The organism is Bradyrhizobium sp. AUGA SZCCT0182 (genome assembly GCF_018130185.1).
Taxonomy (GTDB): Bacteria; Pseudomonadota; Alphaproteobacteria; order Rhizobiales; family Xanthobacteraceae; genus Bradyrhizobium.
In genome coordinates this window covers 42,730-69,729 of sequence record NZ_JAFCLY010000006.1, presented here as the reverse complement: position 1 = coordinate 69,729, position 27,000 = coordinate 42,730, and the positions used below count along the sequence as shown (strand labels likewise).

Below are 27,000 nucleotides of genomic sequence, written 5' to 3'. Positions count from 1 at the left end.
CGCACGCGCTACCCGTTCGCTGATCACGTCATCGCTGAGGGTGCAGAATCGATCGAGCAAGTTGAGTGGAAGCCGTCCTAGCTTGTGCGCTGCAAGACCAGCTGCTCGATCTCATCGAGTAGTTTCCGCCATGCAGCATCGATCTCAGGCGACCAGTCTTGATCGAGGATTTCGCGCAGGGTCCCGGCGATCACGCCGAAGAATGCGATGAACAGGTCGCGCGGCGTACCGTAGGCGTCATGCGAGGAAATCTCGCACTCGATCATGCGGAAGTGGCCGGTGCGGGGACCTGCGAAATCCAGGATCGCATCGATCGTCAGCGCCAGCATCGAGCCCTTGACCAGCTCGCTGCCCTCGGTCCGGAACATCGTTTGTGTTTCGGGATGTTCGCTGTGCAGGCGGCGATAGACCAGCGGCGTCAGATCCGCGCAGCGGGCGGCTGCGATCTCAAAGCTTCGCTCGATCGGATTGGACGCGATCATGAGGCGTACGCGGTTCGGAGACTCTTGGAACGATTTAGAGAAACGATTCTAGAGCGTTTTCAACCGAAGCGGGCTGCGGTTCGCGTAAAGAAAACGCGTCAAAACAAAAGACTCAAAAAAAAGAGCAGGGCACGGAGCCCTGCTCAAAAATTGTGTCGACCCTTTTACCTCGAAAATTTGGGTTTGATCTTGATTGACGAGGCGACGCTGCTTGTGCGCGTCAGGGCTCCTCCCGAGACTTGGACCACCAGACTTCAACCTTTCGGCCAGCCTGAGCCAGCACATGTAGACTATCTTTTTCCACTTGTCACCATTTTCAGCAACGATTGTTCAAAATTCCAGCAATCTGCGAAATGATTGGAATTGCACCACTATTCCTTGTGGCGCAGGGTCAGTACCCGTACTGGGTCACGGGCGCGGAGGGCCGGAATCGCCGCCTCAATCGGCTGGAACGCATCCAAAACGCCGGGTTATTTGCGCAACACAAGCGGATAAACCGGAAACCCGATCTCGACTTCGGACTCTCTCGGTGATTAGTTCTTGACCCGGATGGGTTTGCAATGCGCGCGCGGCTGAAAAAGTTCCTACCCATAGTCCTGATCGCCTTGTTGGTGCAGATTTTCGCACCGATCGGCGCATGCTGGGCGGCCAGCATCGCGGCCTCCGATCCGATCGCCGCGGCCGTGATCTGTCACGGCAATGCAGATGCCTCCACCGGCCAGAGCGACCAGACCGGGCATCGCGCGCACGATGGTTGCTGTTCGGTCTGCAGCGTGCTCCAGACCGGTGCGCCGGTCGATGTACCGCAAACCGCCGACGCCGTCGTCTTCGAACGCCGGCACGCGCGCGTGGTCTGGGTCGAATTCACAACGGAGCGGTTCGGTTCCCGCGCCGGCTCGCACGCGCAAGCGCGCGCGCCACCCTCTATTTCCTGACCTTTCGAACATCCGAACGATCGGTGCGGCCTCGGCTGCGCTGATCGGTGCAGTTCAATAAGCCGGCCACAGCGCCGGTGTCAGGATTATCAATGTTTCGCTATCATTTCCCCTCGGGCGCGCGCCCGTGCAAGCCCCTGCTTGCCGGCGCCGTCCTACTTGCTTCCATTCCAGCAGCCGCGCAGACAAGCCCGCACGGCGTGTTGCCTCCCGTCACGGTTGACGCCCCCACACAGCAGCGGGCGACCACGACCCGTCCCCCACAACGCGCCGCGGCGCGCACCGCGCGGGCATCTCGCGTTCGAAATCCGGCTCCGGTTGCGCCGGTCGCGAGCGATCAGGGGCAGGGGCGGCGCGGCGCCCTGGCGGTACTGAGTGCACAGCAGGCGTTGGCGGAGATCAACCAGACGCCGGGCGGCGTCGCGCTGGTGCCGGCCGAAGCGTACAGGAATTCGACAGTCGCCAACACCATCAAGGACATTCTGGATTACGTTCCCGGCGTCTTTGCGCAGCCGAAATGGGGTGACGACACGCGGCTTTCGATCCGCGGGTCCGGCCTGTCACGGAACTTCCATCTGCGCGGCGTGCAGCTCTATATGGACGGCATTCCAATGAACACCGCGGACGGCTATGGCGATTTCCAGGAAATCGATCCGACCGCCTACAAATATGTCGAGGTCTACAAGGGCGGCAACGCGCTGCAGTTCGGCGCGAACTCGCTCGGCGGCGCCATCAATTTCGTGATGCCGACCGGCCGCGACCCGTTTCCGAACGGGGTGTCGGCTGATATTGGCGCATTCGGATTCAAGCGGCTCCAAGCCAATGCCGGCGGCGCGAATGGGCCGTGGGACGGTTTCGTCACCGCTTCGACCCAGGCGTCCGACGGCTTTCGCAATCACAGCAGCGGCAGCAGCACGCGCGTCAGCGGCAATGTCGGCTATCAGTTCTCGCCGGATGTCGAGACACGGTTCTATTTCAACGCCAATGAGGTGCGCCAGCGTATCCCCGGCACCGTCACCAAGGCCTCCGCCTTGAGCAATCCTGAAGCCGCCGCTCCCGCAAACGTCACCAATGACCAGCAGCGCAATATCGATACTGTGCGGCTCGCCAACAAGACGACGATCCGGTTTGAAGACACCAAGGTCGAATTCGGAGTGTTCGGCGTCGACCGTCACCTGATGCACCCGATCTTTCAGTGGCTCGATTACAGTTACAAGGACTATGGCGGCTTCGCGAAGGTCACCGACGACCGGTACATCGGCGGCTTCCGCAACCGCCTTGTCGCCGGCGTCAACGTCCTGAACGGCAGCATCGACAACCAGCAGTTCGCGAATATCGGCGGCCAGAAGGGCGCGCTGTTGTCGTCGTCGATCGATCGGTCGAAAAACACCTCCCTCTACATCGAGGACAGCTTTTACTTCTTGCCGAATGTTGCCGCGATCGGCGGAACGCAGTTCCTGTACGCAACCCGCAACCGGCAGGATCGCTTTCTCAGCGATGGCAATCAGTCGGGGGCGACCGAGTTCAGGCTGTGGTCGCCGAAGGCCGGTCTGCTCTGGAATATCGATCCGACCTGGCAGGCCTACGCCAACATCTCCCGAAGCGCCGAGGTGCCAAGTTTTGGGGAAAGTTCGTCCGGAGCGGGGGGCACGCCGGTCATTCCCTTCACCAGCATCCGACCGCAGATCGCCACCACCTACGAGATCGGAACTCGGATGAAGCGGCCCGATTACGCCTGGGAGATCACGGCCTATCGCGCCAACATCCGCGACGAGCTGCAATGTATCTTCGGCAACGCCGCCGGAACCTGTAACGTCACCAACGCCGATCGCACCATTCACCAGGGCATCGAAGCGGGTGCGGGCGCCGCGATTTTCCGTGGCATCTTCAACAACGGCCCGGCGCCCGACAAGATCTGGCTGAATCTTGCGTATACGCTGAACGATTTTCGTTTCGACAACGATCCAAACTATCGCAACAACATCCTGCCCGGGGCCCCGCGCCACTACCTCCGTGCCGAGTTGTTGTACAAGAATCCGACCGGTTTCTATTTCGGGCCCAATATCGAATGGGTGCCGCAGTCCTATTTTGTCGACAACGCGAACACGCTGATGACCGAGCCCTATGCGCTCGTCGGGTTGAAGGCGGGCTTCGACAATGGCGGTCCGGTTTCGGCCTATATCGAGGGGCGCAATCTGGCCAACAAGGCCTATATTTCGAGTGCGAGCATTATCAATCAGGCAACCGCCACGTCGCCTCTGTTCGAACCTGGTAACGGAAGGGCTGTTTATGCCGGCATGAAGTACCGATGGTGAGGGAGTACGGTATATGTCGCCGGTTTCTTCACCAGCGTGGTGGAAATCCGAATGCCGAAGCCGTTCAAACATCGAAAGAACAAGCTATGAAATCAATTCAAATCAAACTCGTGTGCCTGGCCCTCGTAGCGGGCTTGCAGACGGTCCCCTTGCACGCCCAGGAGGTCAAGGCCGGCGGTCTCGTCATCACGCAAGCCTGGAGCCGCGCCACGCCGGGCGGCGCCAAGATCGCGGGCGGATACCTCACCATCGAGAACAAGGGCTCGACGCCGGATCGGTTGATCAAGGGCGCAGCTGACATCTCCGGCAAGATCGAGGTCCACGAGATGGCTGTCAACAATGGCGTGATGACGATGCGGGAACTCGACAAGGGCCTCGCCATCGAACCCGGCAAGACCGTAAAACTCGCGCCGGGCGGCTATCATCTGATGCTGATGGATCTCAAGGGCCCGCTCAAGCAAGGCGACAAGGTACCGGTAACGCTCGAGTTCGAAAAAGCGGGCAAGGTGACGCTGTCGCTCGACGTGCAGGGCGTCGGCGCGCAGGCGCCCGCGCCTGATCATTCGGGTCATTCCGGCATGAAGAAGTAACGGCGATGGCGTGGGGTTCGCCGCTGCGGCCGGTGCAGCGGGCGACCCCGCGTCCACCAGCCATGGCAAGGAACGGGCGGCGCATCATCGCCATTGACGTGAGAGAAGTCCGATCAATTCAGCAGGAACATTTGAGGCCAAAAATGTCGAAGCCAGGTTTACTAGTCGCCGCCGCTGCACTCTGCGCCGCGTCTTCCGCCAACGCGCACGTTACGCTCGAGAAGCGCGAGGCGGCCGTCGGCAGTTATTACAAGGCGGTATTTGCCGTGCCGCATGGTTGCGCGGGATCGGCCACCGTCAAAATCCGGGTGCAAATCCCCGAAGGCGTGATCAGCGTCAAGCCGATGCCGAAGGCTGGCTGGACTCTCGAGACCATCAAGGGAAAATACGCCGCCGAATACGAATATCATGGCAACAAATTCTCCGAAGGCGTCAAGGAAGTGTCCTGGAGCGGGGGCAAGCTCGCGGACGACAATTACGACGAATTCGTCATGGCAACCTTTCTCACCGGTGGCCTGAAGCCGAACACCACGCTGTATTTTCCGGTGGTGCAGGAATGCGAGAAGGGGGTAAGCCGCTGGATCGATATTCCGAAGGCCGGGGCCGGGTCGCATAGTCATGACGGCTCGTCGCCGGCGCCGGGCCTCAAGCTGATCTCGAAGCCGTAAATTCGATGCTACGCGCCATCGCAGCCGTCGCGGCACTGCTGGTGGCGCTCTGTTTTGCAACCGATACGTTTGCGCATGCGTCGCTGGTCGATGCCGAACCTGCCGATGGCAGCGTCGTGGCCGAGGCGCCAAAGACCCTGCAATTGCAGTTCAACGAAAGCGTCACACCCGCGGTTGTCAACCTGATCGATGCCGCGGGCAAGTCGCGCGCCGTCACGGTTCGCGCGGTCGACCAATCCGTCGTGATCGTGTTGCCTGATGATCTGCCGCGCGGGACTCAGGTCGTCAGCTATCGCGTGGTTTCCCAGGACGGGCATCCCGTCGCGGGATCGCTGGTGTTTTCGATCGGCGTTGCGACGGCCAATACCGCCAGGTCGAATGGCGGGCCGGTTGCGATCCTGATTTGGCTGGCTCGCATCGGGGTTTATGTCGGCTTGTTCGCAGGCGTCGGCGGCGCGTTCTTTGCCGTATGGATCGGGCAGGGTTCCAGCGGTGCGCGCGTGATCACGGGCGCGCTTGCCGTCGGTGTCGCGAGCGCTGTCGCCTCGCTTGGCCTGCAGGGTCTCGACTTGCTCGATCTTCCGCTCGGCGGGCTGGCGACCTCAGCGCCATGGACTGGCGCGCTCGGAACCAGCCTCGGACCGTCGCTGCTGATTGCGATCGCGTCGATGGTCATCGCCGGGTTCGCGTGGCGCAGCCCGACCAGGATTACCGCCCGGGCGTTGACTGTTCTCGCGATGGCAGGCGTCGGACTGTCGCTGGCAACCAGCGGACACGCCGCAACGGCGTCACCGAAATCGCTGACGGCGCCTGCCATGTTCCTCCACGGCGTTGCCATCGCTTTTTGGGTCGGCGCACTCGCGCCCCTAGTGGTGCTGGCGCGCCAATCGACGGGGGCGGTGGTGCCGGTGCTGCAACGGTTTTCGCGCCTGGCCGTGCCGGTCGTCGGATTTCTGGTGTTGAGCGGATTGGGTCTGGCGGTCATCCAGCTTGAGAGCTTTCATGCGCTGATCGACACCCGCTACGGCATTATCCTGCTGGTCAAATTGACACTGGTGACGGTCCTGCTTGGGCTCGCCGCGCTGAACCGATACCGCCTGACGCCGGCCGTCGCGGCTGATCCGGGGAATACGCGGCCGTTGATCGGTTCGATCCTGATCGAATGCGTCGTGGTGGCTTGTATCCTCGCCGTCGTCGCGGGCTGGCGTTTCACGCCGCCGCCGCGCGTGCTGGCGGCCGCCGCGCAGGCGCCGCTGGCGATCCATATCCACACCGAGACTGCGATGGCTCAGGTGTCGATTTCGCCGGGGAAAGTGGGTTCGGATGATTTTGTACTGCAATTGATGACCGGCGACTTCGCCGCGCTATCGGCCAAGGAGGCGACCCTGACGCTGAGCCTGCCGGAGCGCGGTATCGAACCATTCGAGCGTGAAGCGACGCGCGGACCGGATGGGTCCTGGCGCGTGCGCGGCGTGCCGTTGCCGCTCGCCGGCCGTTGGCACATGCGGATCGACGCGCTGGTGACCGATTTCGAGAAAATCACTCTGGAGGGTGATTTCGAAGTACGGTGACGGGGTATGCTGCGTCGCCTCGCGCGCAAGCGCAATCTTGCGGCCAGCATGCGACAAAACAACCCGTCGGGCAAATCATTTCTGATTTATCGAAATCATGTCAAGCCCTAAATTTCTGTAAATCAAAAATATTTACCTTTCCTTCGACCCCAAATCACCGGCACATCAATAGCCATCCCGTCCCACTCAGAGGGGCGTTGGCCATCGTCACAACGAGGGGCGGGTCGCGGTGGACGCTGATGTTGCGCCTGACGAGCGCGGCAAAGGCGTACGGCAAAGACGCGTGGTCCTGATGCCCCGTATGCTGGCGTCAAGCTCGTGAGAAGCTCACGCTTCCACGGGCGACGGTGACAACGAGCACGGCCCGACCGGGGAGATCGCGTTATAAGCCGTAAAGCCATTGCGCAGGGAATGTCGGATTGCCTCCGCTGCCCTGTATGCTCGTGTGCAGCTTTCTTAGCACAATTCGCACACGAGACCGCGGGTGCAGCGCGCATCCGGCATTCCCTGCGCCCTCTGGATTTTTAGAGGGCGGACCGAAATTGAAAACCTCGGGCGCATCGCGTCGCGAGAATGCGAAGCTGCGTTTGGATGACGGTGCAACAACAAACACCACCGTCGTCCCGGCCTTGAGCTCAGATGCGCAATTGCGCATCTGAGTTCGCCGGGACGACAGAAGCGTATGGACACGCACCGTTCCCGGTCATTGCCTGCGAAGACCAACCCGGACCTGATCGCGCCGCAATCATGCGGTCAATATCGGGGGCAGAACGGTCGGAAATCCGCATATCTTGCGGCTTTTTAAGGTGTTCCGGCCTTGTATTTTCGTAGCCGATCCGGTTTCACTGCCATTCTTCCTTATCGCCCCCTGATTCCCTGAGTTGCCCCATGCGATTGTCGCGGTTTTTTCTGCCCATCCTGAAAGAGAATCCGAAAGAGGCGGAGATCGTCTCGCATCGCCTGATGTTGCGTGCCGGCATGATGCGGCAGGAAGCGGCGGGCATTTACGCCTGGCTGCCGCTGGGTTTTCGGGTGTTGAAGAAGATCGAGCAGATCGTCCGCGAGGAGCAGGACCGCGCAGGTGCCCTGGAACTGCTGATGCCGACGCTGCAGCTCGCCGACCTCTGGCGCGAGAGCGGCCGCTACGACGCCTATGGCCCGGAAATGCTGCGCATCAGCGACCGCCACAAGCGCGAACTGCTGTACGGGCCGACCAATGAGGAAATGATCACCGAGATCTTCCGCGCCTACGTCAAGTCCTACAAGAGTCTGCCGCTCAATCTCTACCACATCCAGTGGAAGTTCCGCGACGAGCAGCGTCCGCGTTTCGGCGTGATGCGTGGCCGCGAATTCCTGATGAAGGATGCCTATTCGTTCGACATCGACGAGGCGGCGGCGCGGCGCTCCTATAACCGGATGTTCGTCGCTTACCTGCGCACCTTCGCGCGGATGGGGTTGAAGGCGATCCCGATGCGCGCGGAGACCGGCCCGATCGGCGGCGATCTCAGCCACGAATTCATCGTGCTGGCCGAGACCGGCGAGTCCGGCGTCTATTGCGACAGCGACGTGCTCAACCTGCCGATCCCGGGCGACGACGTCGATTATGACGGCGATTTGACCCCGATCATCAAGCAATGGACCTCGGTCTATGCCGCGACCGAGGACGTGCACGATGCCGCGCGCTTCGACAGCGAAGTGCCTGCCGAGAACAAGGTGCACACCAGGGGCATCGAGGTCGGCCAGATCTTCTACTTCGGCACCAAATATTCCGACGCCATGAAGGCGATGGTCGCGGGTGCCGACGGTGTCGACGTCCCGATCCATGGCGGCTCCTACGGCGTCGGCGTGTCGCGCCTGGTCGGCGCCATCATCGAGGCCTGCCATGACGATGCCGGCATCAAATGGCCCGAAGCGGTGGCCCCGTTCACCGCCGTGATCCTGAACCTGAAGCAGGGCTCCAGCGACACCGATGCCGCCTGCGAGGCGCTGTATCGCGAGCTCGAGGCCAAGGGCGTCGATGTCCTCTATGATGACACCGATCAGCGCGCAGGGGCGAAGTTCGCCGCCGCCGACCTGATCGGTATCCCCTGGCAGATTCTGGTCGGCCCCAAGGGCCTCGCCGAGGGCAAGCTCGAGATCAAGCGGCGCAGCGACGGCTCACGCGAGAATCTCAGCCCGGCGGAAGCGGTCGCCAAGATAGTTGGACGATAAGCGGAAGATAGCGGGATAAAGATTATCCACGGGGGGCGGGTATTCTTGGCCATTCCCGGCCACATTTGGCCCCGAATCATGGGATTATCGAAAGATGGATGAGACCATGAACGAGACAGTCCGAACCCCGCCGTTTTCGCAGTTCGAATGGCTGTTGTCGGGGCGTTACCTGCGGGCGCGTCGCAAGGAAGGGTTCATTTCCGTCATCGCCGGTTTTTCGTTCCTCGGCATCATGCTCGGCGTTGCGACGCTGATTATCGTGATGGCCGTGATGAACGGCTTTCGCAAGGAGCTGCTGGACAAGATCCTCGGCCTTAACGGACATCTCTTAATTCAGCCGCTGGAATCGCCGCTGACCGACTGGAAGGATGTCGCCGAGCGTATCAACCAGGTTCAGGGCATCCGGCTGGCCGCGCCTGTGGTGGATGGCCAGGCGCTGGCGTCCTCGTACTTCAACGCCTCGGGCGTGCTGGTGCGGGGCATACGTTCCGCGGACCTGAACAACCTCACCTCGGTCGCCAAGAACATCAAGCAGGGCACCCTGGAAGGCTTCGACGAGGGGCAGGGCGTCGCGATCGGTCGCCGGCTCGCCGATACGCTGTCATTGCATGCCGGCGACAGCATCACCTTGGTTGCCCCGAAGGGGGCCGTGACCCCGATGGGCACCACACCGCGCATCAAGGCCTACAAGGTCGCCGCGGTGTTCGAGATCGGCATGTCGGAATATGATTCGAGCTTCGTGTTCATGCCGCTGCCGGAGTCGCAGGCCTATTTCAACCGCAAGGACGACGTGACAGCGATCGAGGTGTTCACCTCCAATCCGGACAAAATCGACGCTTTCCGCAAGCTGGTGACGGAAGCGGCCGGGCGGCCAGTGTTCCTGGTCGACTGGCGGCAGCGCAATTCGACCTTCTTCAACGCGCTGCAGGTCGAACGCAACGTGATGTTCCTGATCCTGACCATGATCGTGCTGGTCGCGGCGCTGAACATCGTCTCCGGCCTGATCATGCTGGTAAAGGACAAGGGCCAGGACATTGCGATCCTGCGCACCATGGGTGCCTCGCAGGGCTCGATCATGCGGATATTCCTGATCACGGGGGCTGCGATCGGCGTGGTCGGCACGCTGACCGGCTTTTTTGTCGGCATGCTGGTTTGCCTGAACATCGAATCGATCCGGCAATTCCTGTCGTGGATGACCAATACCGAGCTGTTCTCGCCGGAGCTCTACTTCCTGTCCAAGCTGCCCGCCGAGATCGATTTCGGCGAGACCACCGCGGTGGTGATCATGGCGCTGACGCTGTCGTTCCTGGCCACGCTGTATCCGTCCTGGCGCGCCGCGCGCCTCGATCCCGTCGACGCACTCCGGTACGAGTGATGGGTGAGACCATGAAGGAGACAGTTCGTACCCCGCCGTTCTCACAGTTCGAATGGCTGTTGTCCGGGCGTTACCTGCGGGCGCGCCGCAAGGAAGGCTTCATTTCCGTCATCGCCGGTTTTTCGTTCCTCGGCATCATGCTCGGCGTTGCGACGCTGATCGTCGTGATGGCCGTGTTGAACGGCTTTCGCAAGGAACTGCTGGACAAGATCCTCGGCCTCAACGGGCATCTGCTGGTCCAACCTCTGGAATCGCCGCTGACGGACTGGATGGATGTCGCCGAGCGGATCAGCCTGATTCAGGGTGTCCGGCTGGCCGCGCCGGTGGTTGACGGTCAGGCGCTGGCGTCGTCGGCCTTCAACGCCTCGGGCGTGGTGGTGCGCGGCATGCGCGCCGCTGACCTGAACAACCTCACCTCGATCTCGGCGAACATCAAGCAGGGCACGCTGGAAGGCTTCGACGAGGGGCAGGGCGTCGCGATCGGTCGCCGGCTCGCCGATACGCTGTCGTTGCGTGCCGGCGACAGCATCACCTTGGTTGCCCCGAAGGGGGCTGTGACCGCGATGGGCACCACGCCGCGCATCAAGCCTTACAAGGTCGCCGCCGTGTTCGAGATCGGGATGTCGGAATATGACTCAGGCTTCGTGTTCATGCCGCTGCCGGAGTCGCAGGTCTATTTCAACCGCAAGGACGACGTCTCCGCGATCGAGGTGTTCACCAGCAATCCGGACAAGATCGACACTTTCCGCAGGCTGGTGACGGATGCGGCCGGGCGGCCGGTGTTCCTGGTCGACTGGCGGCAGCGCAACTCGACCTTCTTCAATGCGCTGCTGGTCCAACGCAACGTGACGTTCCTGATCCTGACCATGATCGTGCTGGTCGCGGCGCTCAACATCGTCTCCGGCCTGATCATGCTGGTCAAGGACAAGGGCCAGGACATTGCGATCCTGCGCACCATGGGCGCCTCGCGGGGCTCGATCATGCGGATATTCCTGATCACGGGGGCCGCGATCGGCGTGGTCGGCACGCTGACCGGGTTTTTCGTCGGCATGCTGATTTGTCTCAACATCGAATCGATCCAGATATTCCTGTCGTGGCTCACCAACACCGACATATTTCCGCGAGAGATCTATTTCCTCTCGAAGCTTCCGGCCGAGATCGCCTTCCGCGAGACCTCTGCCGTCGTGATCATGGCGCTGACGCTGTCGTTCCTGGCCACGCTCTATCCGTCCTGGCGCGCGGCGCGCCTCGATCCCGTGGACGCGCTCCGCTATGAGTGAGGGCAAAATGGCCGAGGGCGCGGAAGATGTACCGGTGGTCTATCTCCACGAGATAAAACGCCAGTACACGCAGGGTGAGGCGACGCTGACCATTCTCAACGGCGCCAAGCTCGCGCTATGGGCCGGGCAGTCGGTGGCGCTGGTGGCGCCGTCGGGCTCGGGCAAGTCGACGCTGCTGCATATCGCGGGCCTGCTCGAAAGCCCCGATGACGGCGAGGTCTATGTCGGGGGAGCGCCGACCTCGCAATTGTCAGACATCGACCGCACCCACATCAGGCGTTCCGACATCGGCTTCGTCTACCAGCAGCACCGGCTGCTGCCGGAATTCACCGCGCTCGAAAACGTCATGCTGCCGCAGATGATCCGCGGTCTCAAGCGCAACGAGACCATCAAGCGTGCAACAGAGATCCTGGCCTATCTCGGTCTTGGCGAACGCATCACCCACCGCCCGGCCGAACTGTCCGGCGGCGAGCAGCAGCGCGTCGCGATCGCACGCGCGGTCGCCAATGCGCCGCGGGTGCTGCTGGCGGACGAGCCGACCGGCAACCTCGATCCGCACACCGCCGATCACGTGTTCAACGCCCTGATGCAGCTCGTGAAGGCGACGCGGGTCGCGATGCTGATCGCAACCCACAACATGGAATTGGCCGGGCGCATGGACCGGCGGGTGTCGCTGGTGGACGGTCAGGTCGTCGAGCTGGAATGACGACAGCTTCACAATGGAATTGGAATCGCTCCACACATTCGAATCTCGTTGAGCTCGGAGCGCGCTCGTCGGTTCGATCACGGATCGTTGAACATCTTTAGCCGCGCACGCGCGCCATCTCTTCAACACAATCGCACACGGTGATACCGCTGCGCGGTTCCATTGTGATTTTTCTGCGGCGAACGTCACGCAATGTTTCGAAAAGTGCCTGTTACACAATATTAACTTACATTTTCACTGAACTCGTTTCGCGTGCGCTGTTGCAGCCAAGTGACAGTAATTCAAACGAACAATGATATGACGCTGCCACGGCCTTGGGGGCTGTACCAACTGGAACGGGAATTAAAAAAGATGAAGAAGGTTTTGCTTGTAACGGCCAGTCTGATCGCGCTCGGCGCGGCTGCGCCGGCAGTGGCTGCGGATCTCGCTGCGCGTCCTTACACCAAGGCGCCGCCGATGATCGCCGCTGTGTATGACTGGAGTGGTTTCTACATCGGCGTCAACGGTGGCGGCGGTTGGAGCCGCAATGACTGGGACGCGGTCGCTCCCAACGTTGCGTTTGGCCCCGAGGGTTCGCATGACGCATCGGGCGCCACGGTCGGTGGTCAGATCGGCTATCGCTGGCAGGCCGGCACCTGGGTGTTCGGCTTGGAAGCGCAGGGCAACTGGGCTGACTTCAAGGGCTCGAATACCAGCCTGCTGTTCCCCGGCTTCGTCAACCACTCGAAGATCGACGCGTTCGGCCTGTTCACCGGTCAGGTCGGCTATGCCGTCAACAACGTCCTGCTCTACGTCAAGGGCGGTGCTGCTGTGACCTCGAATCGTAACCACATCAACACCGTTGCTGGCGCGCTTGCTGCGTCCACCGGCGACGACACCCGCTGGGGTGGCACGGTCGGTGCTGGCCTCGAATACGGCTTCGCCCCGAACTGGTCGATTGGCGTCGAATACAATCACATCTTCCTGCAGGATCGGACCTACACGTTCATTACGCCGGCTGGCGTGTTCTTCGGCACCGATCGCATCAGCCAGGACGTCGATCTCGTGACCGCTCGCCTGAACTACAAGTTCGGTGGCCCGATCATCGCCAAGTACTGATCTAACTGAGTACTGATTTCGCTATCCTCTAGCGAGACCATCAAAGCCCCGGGCATTGCCCGGGGCTTTTTTGTTGGGCCCGGTGGGGATGGTCAGACATCGCGGAAGTGTTTGTTAACGCGAGAGCGCCAGTCCACTTATCGCGTCCTTAACTACAGGGCTGTCGCGGACTTGAATTAGCTCACGGCCGGCGCATAGTTGCGCAATGGCAAGCAGCATCTGGACATCCGAAGAATTTACCTGCCCCGGTTGCGGGATGGATTACTCCGCGACGAGGGAGCAGCATCAGCACAAGCATGCGGGCAAATTCGAATGCATGGTTTGCCAGACCGAAGTCCACGCCTGGTCCGGTACCCATGATTATTTCGGCTGGAAGCCGATCAGGCGGACGCAGCCGGTCTTTGGACGAAAAACGGCGTAGCCGCGCGGGCTGGAATTGGTCGGCTTGCGAAGGCATATACGGGCATGAAAATAAGATTCCCCATCGTCGTTTCAGCCGTCCTACTCGCCGCCGCAGCCCTCTTGGTTTTCAACGGCCGCCTTCACGCGCGCGGTCCCCATCACCCCACCACGGAATGTGGCTTCTGGGGGCCGATGGAAGCGGGGATGTCGTGCCAATGACAGCTTCCCGGAGGGCTGGAAAACAGACCGGGCCGGGCGCATATATGGGGCATGGAAAACGTACACAAATGCACATCCGTGCTGAGCCCGCTGATTGCGGAGGCCAAGACGGGCGCCATTCCTCTGGCAGAAAATGCCATCAACGAGATGGTCGCCGTGACGCCCGCACCTCAGCAAAGGGACGCCTTGGAAAGCGTTCGGTCGGTGGTGAAAGCTCACGGAGACGCGGCCGGGCCCGGCTCTCAGTGCGACTTTGCAGATGCCGTGAATGACTACATCGAAAAGCTGATGAGAGCGCTCATATGATCCCCGAGCGCCCCGCGACCCCAACCAACGCCAAGTCGATGATAGACCCCGCGACGGGAGGCGGCCCGGAGTGGGTCAGTTTGATTGTGGCAGAGTTCCGGGCTGGAAAAAGGGCGGTTCCAGGCGCATATTCCGGGGATGGCGACAATTGTCCAATGCAATTGCGGCGCCGAGTACAGACGTACTGAAGAGAAGTTCTTGGTACCGCAAACAGGTGACGCGGTCTGCACGGTCTGCGGGGCTGCGCTGGAGTCGTGGTGGAATAGCGGCCACGTTCCCACATACGAGCTTATTGAACGGCCTCGGACAGAAGGCGGGAATGGCAAGCCACCCGAAACGCCCTAGCGACCCCAACCAGCTCGCCAAGCGATCACAGACATTGCGACGGGGGGACGGGCCCCCAAGGATTAACCACAGGGATCATTCTTCAAACTGACCCGCCAGGCGCGCTTGACTCTTAGAACAAAAAAGGAACAATGTTCCTCATATGTTCTTGGATCGGGAGTGCCTGCGATGTTGAGGATGTTTGTGGAAGAAGCCGCCGCTCTGGCGTCGATTACGCTGTTTGTCGGGATGATCGCGGTGTGGGCGCAGCTCATTCCCCAGCTCTGAGGTGGGGCAGGATCGGGGCCGGCGTACCTGCAAAGCAGGCTTCGACAGCCCCTTGGGGAAAAGCCGGATGGCGGGCGCAAGCTGAGCGTTCCGCGTGGACTCCGCTAGCCCAACGCATCACCATTGGAGTTGGCGAGTCGGCGCCCGGGGAAGTTTCTCGGAGAGCCTGACGATCGCTCCCATCCACGATGCAAGAGCCCTCAAAGCGACATGTCCAACGCCGGATTCGTTCATCTCCACGTTCATTCGGCCTATTCGCTGCTGAAGGGTTCGATCAAGATCGCCAAGCTCGGCGAGCTTGCCAAAGCCGACCGCCAGCCGGCGCTGGCGCTGACCGATACCGACAACATGTTCGGGGCGCTGGAATTCTCCGACAAGATGGCGGGCTATGGCATCCAGCCGATCGTCGGGTTGGAACTCGCGATCGATTTCGGCGACCAGGATCCCAACGCGCGCAATGCGCTTGCCACCGCACCTGCGCGAATCGTGCTGCTGGCGGCGCGCGAGCGCGGCTATCGCAGCCTGATGCACCTGAACTCGCGGGCGTTCCAGGAGACGCCGGTTCACCAATCCCCGCATATCAAGCTCGAATGGCTTGAAGGCTACTCGGAGGACCTGATCGCGTTGACCGGCGGCCCCGAGGGGCCGATCTCGCTGGCGCTGCACGGCGATCATTCAGCGCTGGCGGCGACGCGCTGCGACCGGCTGACCAGCCTGTTCGGCGACCGCCTCTATGTCGAATTGCAGCGCCACGGCATCGACAAGGAGCGCCGTGTCGAATCGGGCCTGATCGATCTCGCCTATGCCAAGGGCCTTCCGCTGGTCGCGACCAACGAGCCGTATTTCGCAAGCACTGACGATTACGAAGCCCACGACGCGCTGCTATGCATCGCCGGCGGCCGCCTGATCGCCGAGACCGACCGCGAACAGCTGACGCCGGATCACCGCTTCAAGACCCGCGCCGAAATGGCGGTCCTGTTCGCCGACATTCCGGAAGCGCTGGCTTCCACCGTCGAGATCGCCGAACGCTGTTCGTTCCGGCCGATGACGCGCAAGCCGATCCTGCCGCGCTTCACGGTCGGCGCGGGATCGGGATCCGATGCGGTAGGCGAAGAGGCTGCCGAACTGAAGCGTCAGGCCGAGGAGGGGCTTGCCAGGCGCCTTTCGGTGCATGGCCTGTCGCAGGGCACCTCGGAGGAGGATTACCAGAAGCGGCTGGCGTTCGAGATCGACGTCATCAACCGCATGAACTATGCGGGCTACTTCCTCATCGTTTCCGACTTCATCAAATGGGCCAAGGACAACGACATTCCGGTCGGGCCGGGTCGCGGCTCGGGCGCGGGATCGCTGGTGGCCTATGCGCTGACCATCACCGACCTCGATCCGCTTCGGTTTGGCCTGCTGTTTGAGCGCTTCCTCAATCCGGAACGCGTCTCGATGCCGGACTTCGACATCGACTTCTGTCAGGATCGCCGCGGCGAGGTCATCGACTACGTGCAGCAGCGCTACGGCCGCGATCAGGTGGCGCAGATCATCACCTTCGGAACGCTGCAGGCGAGGGGCGTGCTGCGCGACGTCGGCCGTGTGCTGCAGATGCCTTACGGGCAGGTCGACAAACTGACCAAATTGGTGCCGCAGAATCCCGCAGCCCCGGTAACGCTGGCTGCGGCGATCGAGAGTGAACCAAAACTGCAGGCGTTCCGCGACGAAGACCCCGTTGTGGCGCGTGCCTTCGACATCGCGCAGCGCCTAGAAGGACTGACCCGGCACGCTTCGACGCACGCCGCCGGCATCGTGATCGGCGATCGCCCCTTGAGCGAACTGGTGCCGCTCTATCGCGATCCCAAATCCGACATGCCGGTGACCCAGTTCAACATGAAATGGGTCGAGCCGGCCGGCCTCGTGAAGTTCGACTTTCTCGGCCTGAAGACGCTGACCGTGCTCGACGTCGCGGTCAAATTGCTCAGGCAACGCAATATCCATGTCGATCTGGCAACGCTGCCGATCGAAGATGCCCCGAGCTACCAGATGCTGGCCAGGGGCGATGTGGTCGGCGTGTTCCAGGTGGAAAGCCAGGGCATGCGGCGCGCGCTGGTCGACATGCGGCCCGACCGCTTTGAGGACATCATCGCGCTGGTGGCGCTCTATCGGCCCGGCCCGATGGCTAACATTCCGACCTATTGCGCGCGCAAGCACGGTGACGAGGAGCCGGAATATCTGCATCCGATCCTGGAGCCGATCCTGAAGGAAACCTTCGGCGTCATCATCTACCAGGAACAGGTGATGCAGATCGCCCAGGTGATGGCCGGCTATTCGCTCGGCGACGCCGACCTGCTGCGCCGCGCGATGGGCAAGAAGATCCGCGCCGAGATGGAGAAGCAGCGCGCGATCTTCGTCGCCGGGGCGGTCAAGAACGGCGTGCCGAAGGGGCAGGCCGATACGATCTTCGAACTCTTGGCAAAGTTCGCCGACTACGGCTTCAACAAGAGCCACGCCGCGGCTTACGCGCTGGTGTCGTATCACACCGCCTATATGAAGGCGCACTATCCGGTCGAGTTCCTGGCCGCGTCGATGACGCTCGAACTCAACAACACCGACAAGCTCAGCGAGTTTCGCGCCGAGGCGCAGCGGCTCGGCATCAAGGTCGAGGCGCCCAATATCAACCGCTCGGGTGCGACCTTCGAGGTTGGCGAAAACACCATCTATTATGCGCTGGCAGCGCTGAAGGGCGTCGGCCCGCAGGCGGTCGAACTGATCGTGGAGGAAAGGCGCAATGGGCTGTTCACCTCGCTCGCCGATTTCGCCGCGCGCGTTAATCCGCGCGCCATCAACAAGCGCGTCATCGAAAGCCTGGCGGCCGCCGGCGCTTTCGACACGATCGATTCAAACCGCGCGCGGGTATTTGGCGGCGCGGAGGCTATTCTGGCCGCCTGCCAGCGCAGCCACGAGGCGTCGACGATCGGGCAGAACGACATGTTCGGCGGCGCCGCGGATGCTCCGACCATCATGCTGCCGCAGATCGAACCGTGGTTGCCGGCCGATCGGCTGCGGCGCGAATACGACGCCATCGGCTTCTTCCTGTCGGGCCATCCGCTCGACGACTATGCCATGGTGTTGAAGCGGCTGCGCGTGCAGTCCTGGGCGGAATTCTCGCGCGCGGTCAAAACCGGCGCGACCGCCGGCAAGGTCGCGGCCACTGTCGTCTCGCGCATGGAGCGGCGGACCAAGACCGGCAACAAGATGGGCATCATGGGCCTGTCCGACCCGACCGGCCATTTCGAAGCGGTGCTGTTCTCCGAAGGCCTCGCGCAATATCGCGACGTGCTGGAGCCGGGGGCTGCCGTGTTGCTGCAGCTCGGCGCCGAACTGCAGGGCGAGGACGTGCGGGCGAGGGTGCTGCATGCCGAGCCGCTGGATGACGCGGCGGCCAAAACCCAGAAGGGTTTGCGGATTTTCGTCCGCGACACCAAGCCGCTGGATTCCATCGCACGACGGCTGAACATGCCGGAGCCGGTCGTGCCCGGCGCGCCAAAGGGTCTGCCGGCGAAACCGGCGCCCGCGCCGGTGGGGGGCGCCGACGGCGACGTCTCGCTGGTGATCATGCTTGACCTCGAAACCGAGGTCGAGATGAAGCTTCCCGGCCGCTTCAAGGTCTCGCCGCAGATCGCCGGCGCGATCAAGGCGGTGTCGGGCGTGGTGGATGTGCAGACGCTTTAGGTGCTGGGCGCTATTCCTGCTCGATATCTTCGAGGCGGACGCCGCGCCCTGATTGCAGGCTGCTACGGGCCCGCTCGATTCGCTGCAGAAATCGCGGATCATTCTCGAGCCGATAGTCGGAGAAGGGAACCTCCATCATACCGACCTTGCGAATTGTGCGAGCCATGAGTCGGCCTCCAATTTAGCCACGATCGCCAAAATCTCGATGTCGCTGCGCTGTTTACCGATTACGTGGAGGACATAGCAACAGCTATTGCAACCTCACGATGTTTTCGGCTATGCCCTTTTCCGGGACAAGTGCTGGGGACGTTATGTTGGGGCGTGGAATTGCGCTGCTTTTGGGCGCGTTGCTGTTGTCGGGCTGTATGACCGCCAAAGTCGGAACAGACTATGCGGCGATGTCGCAAAAGATCGGTCCGCCAAAACCAGGACAGTCCCGGGTAGTGGTGCTTCAACAAAAGCGCGATGGCCTGTCCATGTCCCTTTGTGCCTGCGATGTGAAGCTGGACGGTAGACCAATGGGCAAGGTGGTGGTCGGAACCTACGCCTATGCCGATCTCCCGGCAGGTCCGCACCATCTCTCTGCGACCGAAGTGATGTTTCCCGGCGAGTCCAGGCGAGATTTCACCACGGCGGCCGGCCGCACTTACTTCTTTCTGGTCAAGTCGAGCGCGAGGCATGACGCGGTAACCGGCACGACCATGGTTGCGGGATTGGCGGGGGCTTTGGTTGCGTCCGTTGCAACGTCCGGCAGCGACAATACAGGACCGGCCGACCTTATTGCGCTGGACGAACCGACGGCGAGAACGACGCTCGCCGAACTACAATTGGTGGACTAACCGCAGCTGAGGCCCGCAGCGGCTCGGAGCCGGGCCATGAGCCGCGGAAGCCGTGGCGGTCCTGCATCGTCGGGGGCTCTCCTGTTACAGCGACCGCGCGATCAGCAGCTTCATGATCTCGTTGGTGCCGCCGTAGATCTTTTGGATCCGCGCGTCGACGAACATCCGCGAGATCGGATATTCCTCCATGTAGCCGTAGCCGCCGTGGAGTTGCAGGCATTCATCCGCGGTCTCCACCTGCTTCTGGGAGCACCACCATTTCGCCATCGAGGCGGTGACCGTGTCGAGATCGCCGGCGACCAGGCGTTCGACGCACCAGTCGACGAAGACGCGCGCGATGACAGCTTCGGTCTTGCGCTCGGCCAGCTTGAAAGCGGTGTTCTGGAATTCGATGATCGGCTTGCCGAAGGCCTTGCGTTCCCTGGTGTAGTCGGCGGTCAACTTGATCGCGCGCTCCATCGACGCCACGGCGCCGACGGCAAGCGAGAGGCGCTCCTGCGGCAATTGCTGCATCAGCTGCACGAAGCCGTTGCCTTCCTCGCTGCCCAGCAGGTTTTCCGGCGGCGCCACCGCATTGTCGAAGAATAATTCCGACGTGTCGGAGGCGTGCAGGCCGATCTTGTCGAGGTTGCGGCCGCGGCGGAAACCTTCATTGCCTTCGGCTTCCAGGACGATCAACGAGATTCCCTTGGCGCCGGGCTCGCCGGTGCGCGCGACCACGATGATCAGGTCCGCAGCCTGGCCGTTCGTAATGAAAGTCTTCTGGCCGTTGATGACGTAATTGTTGCCCTGCTTTTTGGCCGTCGTCCGTACGGCCTGCAAATCGGAGCCCGTGCCCGGTTCGGTCATGGCGATAGCGCCGACGAACTCGCCGCTGGCCATTTTCGGCAACCAGCGTTGTTTCTGTTCCTCGGACCCGTAGTTCAAAATGTAATGCGCGACGATGGCGCTATGCACCGAGTACCCGGTCGTTACTTCCGGTACCACGGTTTCGAGATCCTCGATCACGGCAGCTTCATAGGCGAAGCTGGCACCCAACCCGCCATAGGCTTCCGGGATACTCGGGAGCAGGGCGCCCATCTCGCCCAGCGCCCGCCAGGCCGAGCGATCGACCATCTTCTGATCGCGCCAGGTCTCCGCATGCGGCGCCAGGTCCTTGGCGAGGAACTTGCGAAACTGATCGCGAAAAGCGTCCAGCTCCTCCGTCATCCAGGATGATCGATATTGCATTGGATCCCCGCGCTAGATGATGAGGCCGCCACCGCAGACGACGACTTGCCCACTGATGTAGTTCGATTCCGGGCTGCAGAACAGATAGACCGCATCGGCGGCTTCTTCCGGCGTGCCGCCGCGTCCGAGTGGAATCATTTTCGCCATCGCGTCAAGCATCTGGGGCTGGACCCCCACCTTGATGTCACGGCCGGCGACGTCGATGGTCTTCTGCTGGGTTTCGATCGGCTGGGTCAGGCGCGTATTGATCAGGCCGAAGGCCACGCAATTGACGTTCACCTTGTAGCGTCCCCATTCCTTGCAAAGCGTGCGCGTCAGCCCGATCAGCGACGCCTTGGCCGACGAATAGCTGGCCTGGCCTGCGTTACCGTAAAGGCCGGCGATTGAGGAGATGTTGACCACCTTGCGAAACACTTCGCGGCCGGCTTCGGCCTCTTTCTTTGCCATGATCCGGATTGGCTCGGAGGCGGCGCGCAGCAGACGGAACGGTGCGACCAGGTGGACGTCAAGCATGGCCTGGAACTGCTCGTCGGTCATCTTCTGGATCGTCGAGTCCCAGGTATAACCGGCGTTGTTGACGATGATGTCGAGGCCGCCGAATGTTTCCATGGCTGCGCCGACGAAACGGTCGGAGAAGCCGGATTCGGAAACACTACCGTTGATCGCGATGGCTTCGCCGCCGCCCTCGCGGATTTCCGCGGCGACGGCGTCGCCCGGCGCCGCATCGAGATCGTTGACCACGACCTTCGCGCCCTCGCTGACGAGTTTCAGCGCGATCGCGCGGCCGATGCCTCGCCCCGATCCCGTAATCAGCGCGACTTTTCCCTTGAGCTTGGTCATTTGTTTTCCCTGATCAGAGTGCGATGACGGCTTCGCCGGCGAGTTTGAGATCGCCGCTCTCGTCCTTGGTCGTCAGCGCCAGCTTCGCGCATCGCTCGCCATCATGTTCGACGAATTCGGAAACATGTCCCTCGCAGGTCAGGCGTGCGCCGAGCTGCGTGATCGCGACGAAGCGCGTCGAGAACATGCGAAGCCGCGGGGGAGGGACCGCATCGGTCAGCGCCTGGCCGAGATAGCCCATGACCAGCATGCCGTGGGTAAAGACATCAGGATATCCGGCGGCCTTGGCGAAATCTAGGTCGACATGGATCGGGTTGTGGTCGCCCGACGCGCCGCAATAGAGCGCCAGCGTGTGGCGGCTGATCGGCGGAAACACCTTGTGGACGATGCGGTCGCCTATCGCGGGTTGAGCTTTCACGGGCGTGCTCATGCGGTTGCCGGATTGAGCACCACCACGGTGCGCGAGACGTCCGCGACGTGGGTGCCGTTCTGGTTGGTGACTTTGGTTTCGATGCCGACCAGCGTCATCGCGCCCCCCTTTTTGTCGGCGGCGCTGACGATGCGCGGCTCGAACAGCAGCGTGTCGCCGACCACCACGGGGGCCCGGTAGGTAAAGCGCTGTTCGCCATGCAGCAGGCGCCCGATGTCGACGCCGATCACGGTGATGAATTCGAAGGCCTGTTCGGCGTCCATCATCTCAAGGCAGAACAGATAGGTCGGCGGTACCGGCGTCGCGGTGTAGCCGGAAGCCAGCGCGGCCTTGGCATCGCCATAGACCGGATTGGTCTCGCCGAGCGTCTCGCGGAAATAACGCAGGCGTCCGGGTTCGACATGCGCGGTGACAGGCGACAGGCTGCGCCCGATGACGGATGGATCGATCATGTCAGGGCCTCAGGCGCGTTCATAGAGGGTGACGACGCAGGCGCCGCCAAGGCCAAGATTGTGCTGCAAAGCGCGCGTTGCACCGTCCACCTGTCGCGCCTCCGCCGAGCCGCGCAACTGATGCGTGAGCTCGTAGCATTGCGCCAGACCGGTGGCGCCGAGCGGGTGCCCCTTGGACAGCAGGCCGCCGGACGGATTGGTCACGGTCTTGCCGCCATAAGTGTTGTTGCCGTCGTCGATGAAGCGCTCCGCGCCGCCGTCAGGGCACAAGCCGAGGGCCTCATAGGTGATCAGCTCATTATGCGCGAAGCAGTCGTGCAGCTCGACGACGTCGAGATCGCCAGGGCCGATGCCGGCGGCCTCGTAGACCTTGTTCGCCGCGGCGCGCGTCATGTCGAAGCCCACCACCTGCATCATGTCGCCGGCCTTGAAGGTGGAGGGAGTGTCTGTGGTCATCGCCTGCGCCGCGATCCGGACGTCCTTGCGCAGGCCGTGCTTGCTGGCGAATTTCTCCGAGACCAATACTGCCGCGGCACCGCCGCAGGTTGGCGGGCAGGCCATCAGCCGCGTCATCACGCCCGGCCAGATCACCTGGTCGTTCATGACGTCTTCGGCGCTGACTTCCTTGCGGAACAGCGCCAGCGGATTGTGCTTGGCATGCCGGCTCGACTTGGCCCGCACCTTTGCGAACGAGGTCAGCGGCGTGCCGTATTTCTTCATGTGGCTGAGACCGGCGCCGCCGAAATAACGCAGCGCCAGCGGAACGCCTTGCGCGTCGACCAATTTGTCGGCCGCGGCGTCGAACTCGTCGAACGCGCTCGGCCGGTCGGTGAAGACGGCGCCGAGCGCGCCGGGCTTCATCTGCTCGAAACCGAGCGCCAGCACGCAATCGAGCGCGCCTGATTCAATCGCCTGCCGCGCCATGAACAGCGCGGTCGAACCGGTCGAGCAGTTGTTGTTGACGTTGATGATGGGGATGCCGGTCATGCCGACCTGGTAAAGCGCGCGCTGCCCGCAGGTTGAATCGCCGTAGACATAGCCGGCATAGGCCTGCTGGATCATCTCGTAGCCGACGCCGGCGTCAGCCAGCGCGAGCCTGGTCGCTTCCGCGCCCATCACCGGGTAGGGCGCGTTCGCGCCCGGTTTGACGAAGGGGATCATGCCGACGCCGGCAACATAGACGCTGGATGTCATGGTGCGCTCCCTTTATTACCCATTGGACTTTTACTTACCCATGGGTAATATACGGGCCGACGGAGCCCGTCAATGCAGAGCAGGCAATAATCAGGATGGATGCGCAGTCACCCGAAACCAATCCATCGCCATGGATGCCGTTCGAGAGCCGCCGCCGCGCGCGCGACGAGAAGCGCGAAGCCGTGCTGCGCACCGCGGTGCGGCTGTTTCTCGAGCAGGGCTATCACCGTGTCACGCTGAACGATGTCGCCGAGCGGCTGAACATCACCAAGCCGGCGCTGTACAATTATTTCCGCAGCAAGGACGAGATCCTGTTCGAATGCTGGGCGTCGGGGCAGGAGATCGTCGACGGGTTCATTGCTGAAATCGACAATGGCGGCGGCAATGCGCTCGCCAAACTGCGCAAGCTGATCCAGGCTTATGCCGAGCAGATGACGACTGATTCCGGCGCCAGTTTGGTGCGGTTCGATGCGCGCGACCTGACCACGGAAAACCAGAAGATCGTCCGCGCCGCAAAGAAACGCATCGACCGGACGTTCCGCAAATACCTCGCCGACGGCGTCGCCGACGGTTCGATCAAGCCGTGCGACCCGAAGCTCACGGCTTTTGCCATCGCAGGTTCACTGAACTGGATCGGTCATTGGTATCAGCGCGACGGCGCGTGGTCGGCGGAAGCCGTCGCCAGCCGGTTCGCGGCTCAACTCACCGAAGGGCTGGCAAACGACCAGCCAGGGAAACGCGGCCCGGCAACGCCGAAGAAAAGCCGGCCGGCAAAGGGAGGACGGAAATGAACATCACGCACGGCCTGCGGCGCGCGCTGCAGATCAATCCGAACGGCCTTGCCATCGTCTGTGGCGACCGCAAGAAAAGCTGGCGCGAGGTCGGCGACCGCGTGGCGCGGCTTGCCGCCGGCATCCGGGCCCTCGGCGCGCAAGCCGGCGACCGGATCGCGATCCTGTCGCTCAATTCCGACCGCTATCTCGAGCTTTATCTTGCGGCCGGCTGGTCCGGCACTGTGATCGTGCCGCTCAACATCCGCTGGAGCCCGCTGGAGAACGAGGACGCCATGCGCGACTGCCGCGCCGGCATCCTGTTCGTCGACAAGGCCTTTGCTGCGGTCGGCGCGACGCTCGCTCAGGCGATCCCGGGCCTCAAGCTGATCTATGCCGATGATGGGGACGCCCCCGCCGGCATGGAGGGGTATGAGGCGTTGATCGCGCGCAGCGCGCCGATGCAGGATGCGATGCGCAAAAGCGAGGATATCGCCGGCATCTTCTATACCGGCGGCACCACCGGACGCTCCAAGGGCGTGATGCTCAGCCACGGCAATCTGATGGTCAATGCGCTGAACGCGCTCGGCGAAGGCCTGTGGCCGAGCAGCACGGTCTACCTGCACGCTGCGCCGATGTTCCACCTTGCCAATGGGGCGGCTATGTATTCGGTGCTGCTCAGCGGCGGCTCCAACGTCATCATCCAGGGTTTTACGCCCGACGGCGTCGCCGGCGCGATGCAACGCGATCGCGTGACCGACGTGCTGCTGGTGCCGACCATGATCCAGATGTTCGTCGATCATCCCAAACTCGGCGAGTACGACCTGTCGTCGCTGACGGGTATCGCCTACGGCGCCTCCGTCATCAGCGATGCCGTGCTCAGCCGCGCCATGAAGGCATTGCCGAACGTGCAGTTCACGCAAGCCTATGGCATGACGGAATTGTCGCCGATCGCGACGATACTGCACTGGAAGGAGCATATCGGCGATGGTCGCGCCAAGGGGCGGCATCGCGGCGCCGGCCGTCCCACGCTGGGCTGCGAGGTCAAGATCGTCGATGCCGATGACAAGGTGGTGCCATCAGGCACCGTCGGCGAGATCGCCGTGCGCGGTGACAATGTGATGATGGGCTATTGGGAGCGGCCCGAGGAAACCGCCAAGGCCATCATCGACGGCTGGATGCACACCGGCGACGGCGGCTACATGGATGAGGACGGCTTCGTCTACGTGGTCGACCGCGTCAAGGATATGATCATCTCCGGCGGCGAGAACGTCTATTCGGCCGAGGTCGAGAACGCGCTGGCGCAGCATCCGTCGGTGGCGCAATGCGCCGTGATCGGTATTCCGAGTGAGCGCTGGGGCGAGCAGGTTCACGCCATTGTCGTTCCCAAGCCTGGCGCGAGGGTAACCCCCGACGAGTTGATGGATTTCTGCAAGACGCTGATCGCAGGTTACAAATGCCCGCGCAGTGTCGAGGTCACGCAGACCCCGCTGCCATTGTCCGGCGCCGGCAAGATCCTGAAGCGTGAGTTGCGCAAGCCGTATTGGGAAAACCGCCAGCGCATGGTGAGCTGAGGCCGCCGCGTGTGCGCCGGCCCGCCATTCGACGCTGGCGAGGCATCCTGGATTGATGGACGTGCTGCCGGCGAGGGCTTTCCCTGCATTGCGGAGTCGTCATCGCATTTTTTTGCGATGCCGTCCGATCCGTCGTATAGTCGAGCCAGGGGGAACTGTTCTGCATCACGGGGATACCACCCGAAATCGCAGCAACGGAGGTCCGCCATGAAAGTCAAAGACGCGATGCACAAGGGCGTCGACTGGGTCAGCCCCGACACGCCTGTCACCGAAATCGCAAAGCTGATGCGAGCGCATGATATCGGCTGCATTCCGATCGGGGAGGACGATCAGCTGATCGGAATGGTGACCGATCGCGACATCGTCTGCAAAGGACTTGCTGGCAACGGCTTCGATGCCAGCCGGGCCAAGGCGCGCGACGTGATGACCGAAGGTATCCACTGCTGCCGGGAGGACGATGACCTCGCCAAGGCGGTGCATCACATGGAGACGCTGAAAGTCCGCAGGTTGCCGGTGATCAACAAAAGCAAGCGGATGGTCGGCATGATCAGCCTTGGTGACATCAGCCATTCAACGTCCGGCGACGTGGTGTCCGGGTACGTCAAGAGCGTTTCAGCCCATCACTGAAGCACGGCGACGCCTCGCGACGCGACTGTTCAACGGCGAACGCGCGCGATGGCGTTGCTTGAGGTCGCTCGACCGGCGCTCGAGCGGCCTCAATCGTGCGTGGTGAAGTGGCCATGCCAGGCCTTCGCGGTCAATCGTGCGAACTGCTCGCGGTCCAGACGGATGAGTGTGGCGTGGTCGCCACCCTCCATGTAGATCTCGCTCTGCGCATCGATGCTGTCGTCGACGATGACATCGAGCCCAAAGCATTCGCCAACCGGCGGTACGGCCCCGCGCTCGCAGTCGCCAAACAGCTTCGCGACTTCCTCTTCGCTCGCCAGATCAACCTTGTGGCCGAGCTGCATTTTCAAGGCCGGCAAATGGAGATGGCGGGACGCCGGAAGGATCGCCATCATGTAGCCGTCCTCACGGCGAAGGACGACGCCTTTGGCCAGAGCGTCGCCCGGCACATGGCAGGCCTCGGCCGTGCGCGTCGACGACATGGTGCGGGCATGAGGGATCAATTCGTAGGTGACGGTCTGGTCCAGGTAGTTCTGCAGGGTCGGGGAGACGGTCAT

General features: G+C 62.3%; 24 protein-coding genes. 16 read left to right on the top strand and 8 right to left on the bottom strand.

Features of this window, described 5'->3' with window-relative positions:
- Positions 1 to 77: 77 nt before the first annotated feature.
- Positions 78 to 482 (bottom strand): globin, encoded by a 405-nt coding sequence (locus tag JQ611_RS09010; protein WP_212388908.1) that lies wholly within the window; start codon positions 480 to 482, stop codon positions 78 to 80.
- A gap of 560 nt (positions 483 to 1,042) precedes the next feature.
- On the opposite strand from JQ611_RS09010, the gene JQ611_RS09005 reads away from it, so the two are divergent.
- From JQ611_RS09005 to dnaE, 12 genes are all read left to right on the top strand, one after another.
- Complete coding sequence (locus JQ611_RS09005; protein ID WP_212388906.1) at positions 1,043 to 1,417, top strand: DUF2946 domain-containing protein; 375 nt, start codon at positions 1,043 to 1,045, stop codon at positions 1,415 to 1,417.
- Between the two features lie 92 nt (positions 1,418 to 1,509).
- On the top strand, positions 1,510 to 3,732 hold the full coding sequence (locus tag JQ611_RS09000; protein ID WP_212465257.1) for a TonB-dependent receptor domain-containing protein: 2,223 nt from the start codon (positions 1,510 to 1,512) through the stop codon (positions 3,730 to 3,732).
- Between the two features lie 86 nt (positions 3,733 to 3,818).
- The gene (locus tag JQ611_RS08995; RefSeq protein ID WP_212262418.1) at positions 3,819 to 4,322 is read left to right on the top strand and encodes a copper chaperone PCu(A)C; all 504 of its coding nucleotides are present in this window, start codon (positions 3,819 to 3,821) and stop codon (positions 4,320 to 4,322) included.
- 143 nt (positions 4,323 to 4,465) lie between these two features.
- Positions 4,466 to 4,990 (top strand): YcnI family protein, encoded by a 525-nt coding sequence (locus JQ611_RS08990; protein ID WP_212262416.1) that lies wholly within the window; start codon positions 4,466 to 4,468, stop codon positions 4,988 to 4,990.
- 5 nt (positions 4,991 to 4,995) lie between these two features.
- The gene (locus tag JQ611_RS08985) at positions 4,996 to 6,561 is read left to right on the top strand and encodes a CopD family protein (protein WP_212465256.1); all 1,566 of its coding nucleotides are present in this window, start codon (positions 4,996 to 4,998) and stop codon (positions 6,559 to 6,561) included.
- Between the two features lie 888 nt (positions 6,562 to 7,449).
- Positions 7,450 to 8,772: a proline--tRNA ligase gene (gene proS / locus JQ611_RS08980; RefSeq protein ID WP_212465255.1), complete on the top strand. Its 1,323-nt coding sequence runs from the start codon at positions 7,450 to 7,452 to the stop codon at positions 8,770 to 8,772.
- Between the two features lie 94 nt (positions 8,773 to 8,866).
- Entirely contained in the window at positions 8,867 to 10,147 is a 1,281-nt protein-coding gene (locus JQ611_RS08975) for a lipoprotein-releasing ABC transporter permease subunit (protein WP_212262410.1), read from the top strand.
- Positions 10,147 to 11,427, top strand: coding sequence for a lipoprotein-releasing ABC transporter permease subunit (locus JQ611_RS08970; protein WP_212465254.1), 1,281 nt, complete (start codon positions 10,147 to 10,149; stop codon positions 11,425 to 11,427). Before JQ611_RS08975 ends, JQ611_RS08970 begins: the two co-directional genes overlap by 1 nt.
- The gene (locus JQ611_RS08965) at positions 11,420 to 12,133 is read left to right on the top strand and encodes an ABC transporter ATP-binding protein (RefSeq protein WP_409363298.1); all 714 of its coding nucleotides are present in this window, start codon (positions 11,420 to 11,422) and stop codon (positions 12,131 to 12,133) included. Before JQ611_RS08970 ends, JQ611_RS08965 begins: the two co-directional genes overlap by 8 nt.
- A 351-nt stretch (positions 12,134 to 12,484) precedes the next feature.
- Positions 12,485 to 13,231, top strand: a complete 747-nt coding sequence (locus tag JQ611_RS08960) for an outer membrane protein (RefSeq protein WP_212465253.1) — start codon at positions 12,485 to 12,487, stop codon at positions 13,229 to 13,231.
- Between the two features lie 672 nt (positions 13,232 to 13,903).
- Positions 13,904 to 14,158, top strand: coding sequence for a hypothetical protein (locus JQ611_RS08955; protein ID WP_212388892.1), 255 nt, complete (start codon positions 13,904 to 13,906; stop codon positions 14,156 to 14,158).
- A gap of 822 nt (positions 14,159 to 14,980) precedes the next feature.
- Positions 14,981 to 18,487, top strand: a complete 3,507-nt coding sequence (gene dnaE, locus JQ611_RS08950) for a DNA polymerase III subunit alpha (protein WP_212465252.1) — start codon at positions 14,981 to 14,983, stop codon at positions 18,485 to 18,487.
- Positions 18,488 to 18,497: 10 nt separating this feature from the next.
- On the opposite strand, the gene JQ611_RS08945 is transcribed toward dnaE, so the two are convergent.
- Positions 18,498 to 18,653, bottom strand: coding sequence for a hypothetical protein (locus JQ611_RS08945; RefSeq protein WP_212465251.1), 156 nt, complete (start codon positions 18,651 to 18,653; stop codon positions 18,498 to 18,500).
- 199 nt (positions 18,654 to 18,852) lie between these two features.
- On the opposite strand from JQ611_RS08945, the gene JQ611_RS08940 reads away from it, so the two are divergent.
- Positions 18,853 to 19,326 carry a DUF2846 domain-containing protein gene (locus JQ611_RS08940; protein WP_249133044.1) on the top strand — a complete coding sequence of 158 codons (474 nt, stop codon included), beginning with the start codon at positions 18,853 to 18,855 and terminating at the stop codon, positions 19,324 to 19,326.
- An 84-nt stretch (positions 19,327 to 19,410) separates the two neighbouring features.
- Here JQ611_RS08940 and JQ611_RS08935 read toward each other — a convergent pair whose 3' ends face one another.
- Genes JQ611_RS08935 through JQ611_RS08915 form a run of 5 tightly spaced genes read right to left on the bottom strand, consistent with a single transcriptional unit; the run spans position 19,411 to position 23,472 of the window.
- On the bottom strand, positions 19,411 to 20,556 hold the full coding sequence (locus JQ611_RS08935) for an acyl-CoA dehydrogenase family protein (protein ID WP_212465250.1): 1,146 nt from the start codon (positions 20,554 to 20,556) through the stop codon (positions 19,411 to 19,413).
- A gap of 12 nt (positions 20,557 to 20,568) precedes the next feature.
- Positions 20,569 to 21,396, bottom strand: coding sequence for an SDR family NAD(P)-dependent oxidoreductase (locus JQ611_RS08930; protein WP_212465249.1), 828 nt, complete (start codon positions 21,394 to 21,396; stop codon positions 20,569 to 20,571).
- Positions 21,397 to 21,409: 13 nt separating this feature from the next.
- Positions 21,410 to 21,814: a MaoC family dehydratase gene (locus JQ611_RS08925; protein WP_409411262.1), complete on the bottom strand. Its 405-nt coding sequence runs from the start codon at positions 21,812 to 21,814 to the stop codon at positions 21,410 to 21,412.
- Positions 21,815 to 21,822: 8 nt separating this feature from the next.
- Complete coding sequence (locus JQ611_RS08920) at positions 21,823 to 22,278, bottom strand: MaoC family dehydratase N-terminal domain-containing protein (protein WP_212465247.1); 456 nt, start codon at positions 22,276 to 22,278, stop codon at positions 21,823 to 21,825.
- A gap of 9 nt (positions 22,279 to 22,287) precedes the next feature.
- Positions 22,288 to 23,472 carry a lipid-transfer protein gene (locus JQ611_RS08915; RefSeq protein WP_212465246.1) on the bottom strand — a complete coding sequence of 395 codons (1,185 nt, stop codon included), beginning with the start codon at positions 23,470 to 23,472 and terminating at the stop codon, positions 22,288 to 22,290.
- A 95-nt stretch (positions 23,473 to 23,567) separates the two neighbouring features.
- Here JQ611_RS08915 and JQ611_RS08910 point away from each other — a divergent pair, with 95 nt between their 5' ends.
- The 3 genes from JQ611_RS08910 to JQ611_RS08900 all read left to right on the top strand — a co-directional run bounded on the left by JQ611_RS08910 (position 23,568) and on the right by JQ611_RS08900 (position 26,443).
- Positions 23,568 to 24,263 carry a TetR/AcrR family transcriptional regulator gene (locus JQ611_RS08910; RefSeq protein ID WP_249133043.1) on the top strand — a complete coding sequence of 232 codons (696 nt, stop codon included), beginning with the start codon at positions 23,568 to 23,570 and terminating at the stop codon, positions 24,261 to 24,263.
- On the top strand, positions 24,260 to 25,816 hold the full coding sequence (locus tag JQ611_RS08905; RefSeq protein WP_212465245.1) for a long-chain fatty acid--CoA ligase: 1,557 nt from the start codon (positions 24,260 to 24,262) through the stop codon (positions 25,814 to 25,816). The genes JQ611_RS08910 and JQ611_RS08905 overlap by 4 nt, the downstream gene beginning before the upstream one ends.
- A gap of 207 nt (positions 25,817 to 26,023) precedes the next feature.
- On the top strand, positions 26,024 to 26,443 hold the full coding sequence (locus JQ611_RS08900; protein ID WP_192733411.1) for a CBS domain-containing protein: 420 nt from the start codon (positions 26,024 to 26,026) through the stop codon (positions 26,441 to 26,443).
- 89 nt (positions 26,444 to 26,532) lie between these two features.
- Here the strand turns inward: JQ611_RS08900 and JQ611_RS08895 are convergent, their stop codons facing one another.
- Complete coding sequence (locus JQ611_RS08895; protein ID WP_212388880.1) at positions 26,533 to 27,000, bottom strand: aminoacyl-tRNA deacylase; 468 nt, start codon at positions 26,998 to 27,000, stop codon at positions 26,533 to 26,535.

What these genes read in the sequence shown, in the direction of transcription:
- JQ611_RS08900 (WP_192733411.1), top strand. Translation starts at nt 26,024, where the DNA reads ATGAAAGTCAAAGACGCGATGCACAAGGGCGTCGACTGGGTCAGCCCC.
- JQ611_RS09010 (WP_212388908.1), bottom strand. Translation starts at nt 482, where the DNA reads ATGATCGCGTCCAATCCGATCGAGCGAAGCTTTGAGATCGCAGCCGCC.
- JQ611_RS08920 (WP_212465247.1), bottom strand. Translation starts at nt 22,278, where the DNA reads ATGATCGATCCATCCGTCATCGGGCGCAGCCTGTCGCCTGTCACCGCG.
- JQ611_RS08975 (WP_212262410.1), top strand. Translation starts at nt 8,867, where the DNA reads ATGGATGAGACCATGAACGAGACAGTCCGAACCCCGCCGTTTTCGCAG.
- proS (WP_212465255.1), top strand. Translation starts at nt 7,450, where the DNA reads ATGCGATTGTCGCGGTTTTTTCTGCCCATCCTGAAAGAGAATCCGAAA.
- JQ611_RS09000 (WP_212465257.1), top strand. Translation starts at nt 1,510, where the DNA reads ATGTTTCGCTATCATTTCCCCTCGGGCGCGCGCCCGTGCAAGCCCCTG.
- JQ611_RS08910 (WP_249133043.1), top strand. Translation starts at nt 23,568, where the DNA reads ATGGATGCGCAGTCACCCGAAACCAATCCATCGCCATGGATGCCGTTC.
- JQ611_RS08915 (WP_212465246.1), bottom strand. Translation starts at nt 23,472, where the DNA reads ATGACATCCAGCGTCTATGTTGCCGGCGTCGGCATGATCCCCTTCGTC.
- JQ611_RS08965 (WP_409363298.1), top strand. Translation starts at nt 11,420, where the DNA reads ATGAGTGAGGGCAAAATGGCCGAGGGCGCGGAAGATGTACCGGTGGTC.
- JQ611_RS09005 (WP_212388906.1), top strand. Translation starts at nt 1,043, where the DNA reads ATGCGCGCGCGGCTGAAAAAGTTCCTACCCATAGTCCTGATCGCCTTG.
- dnaE (WP_212465252.1), top strand. Translation starts at nt 14,981, where the DNA reads ATGTCCAACGCCGGATTCGTTCATCTCCACGTTCATTCGGCCTATTCG.
- JQ611_RS08935 (WP_212465250.1), bottom strand. Translation starts at nt 20,556, where the DNA reads ATGCAATATCGATCATCCTGGATGACGGAGGAGCTGGACGCTTTTCGC.
- JQ611_RS08940 (WP_249133044.1), top strand. Translation starts at nt 18,853, where the DNA reads ATGACCGCCAAAGTCGGAACAGACTATGCGGCGATGTCGCAAAAGATC.
- JQ611_RS08945 (WP_212465251.1), bottom strand. Translation starts at nt 18,653, where the DNA reads ATGGCTCGCACAATTCGCAAGGTCGGTATGATGGAGGTTCCCTTCTCC.
- JQ611_RS08990 (WP_212262416.1), top strand. Translation starts at nt 4,466, where the DNA reads ATGTCGAAGCCAGGTTTACTAGTCGCCGCCGCTGCACTCTGCGCCGCG.
- JQ611_RS08960 (WP_212465253.1), top strand. Translation starts at nt 12,485, where the DNA reads ATGAAGAAGGTTTTGCTTGTAACGGCCAGTCTGATCGCGCTCGGCGCG.
- JQ611_RS08970 (WP_212465254.1), top strand. Translation starts at nt 10,147, where the DNA reads ATGGGTGAGACCATGAAGGAGACAGTTCGTACCCCGCCGTTCTCACAG.
- JQ611_RS08995 (WP_212262418.1), top strand. Translation starts at nt 3,819, where the DNA reads ATGAAATCAATTCAAATCAAACTCGTGTGCCTGGCCCTCGTAGCGGGC.
- JQ611_RS08985 (WP_212465256.1), top strand. Translation starts at nt 4,996, where the DNA reads ATGCTACGCGCCATCGCAGCCGTCGCGGCACTGCTGGTGGCGCTCTGT.
- JQ611_RS08895 (WP_212388880.1), bottom strand. Translation starts at nt 27,000, where the DNA reads ATGACCGTCTCCCCGACCCTGCAGAACTACCTGGACCAGACCGTCACC.
- JQ611_RS08930 (WP_212465249.1), bottom strand. Translation starts at nt 21,396, where the DNA reads ATGACCAAGCTCAAGGGAAAAGTCGCGCTGATTACGGGATCGGGGCGA.
- JQ611_RS08905 (WP_212465245.1), top strand. Translation starts at nt 24,260, where the DNA reads ATGAACATCACGCACGGCCTGCGGCGCGCGCTGCAGATCAATCCGAAC.
- JQ611_RS08955 (WP_212388892.1), top strand. Translation starts at nt 13,904, where the DNA reads ATGGAAAACGTACACAAATGCACATCCGTGCTGAGCCCGCTGATTGCG.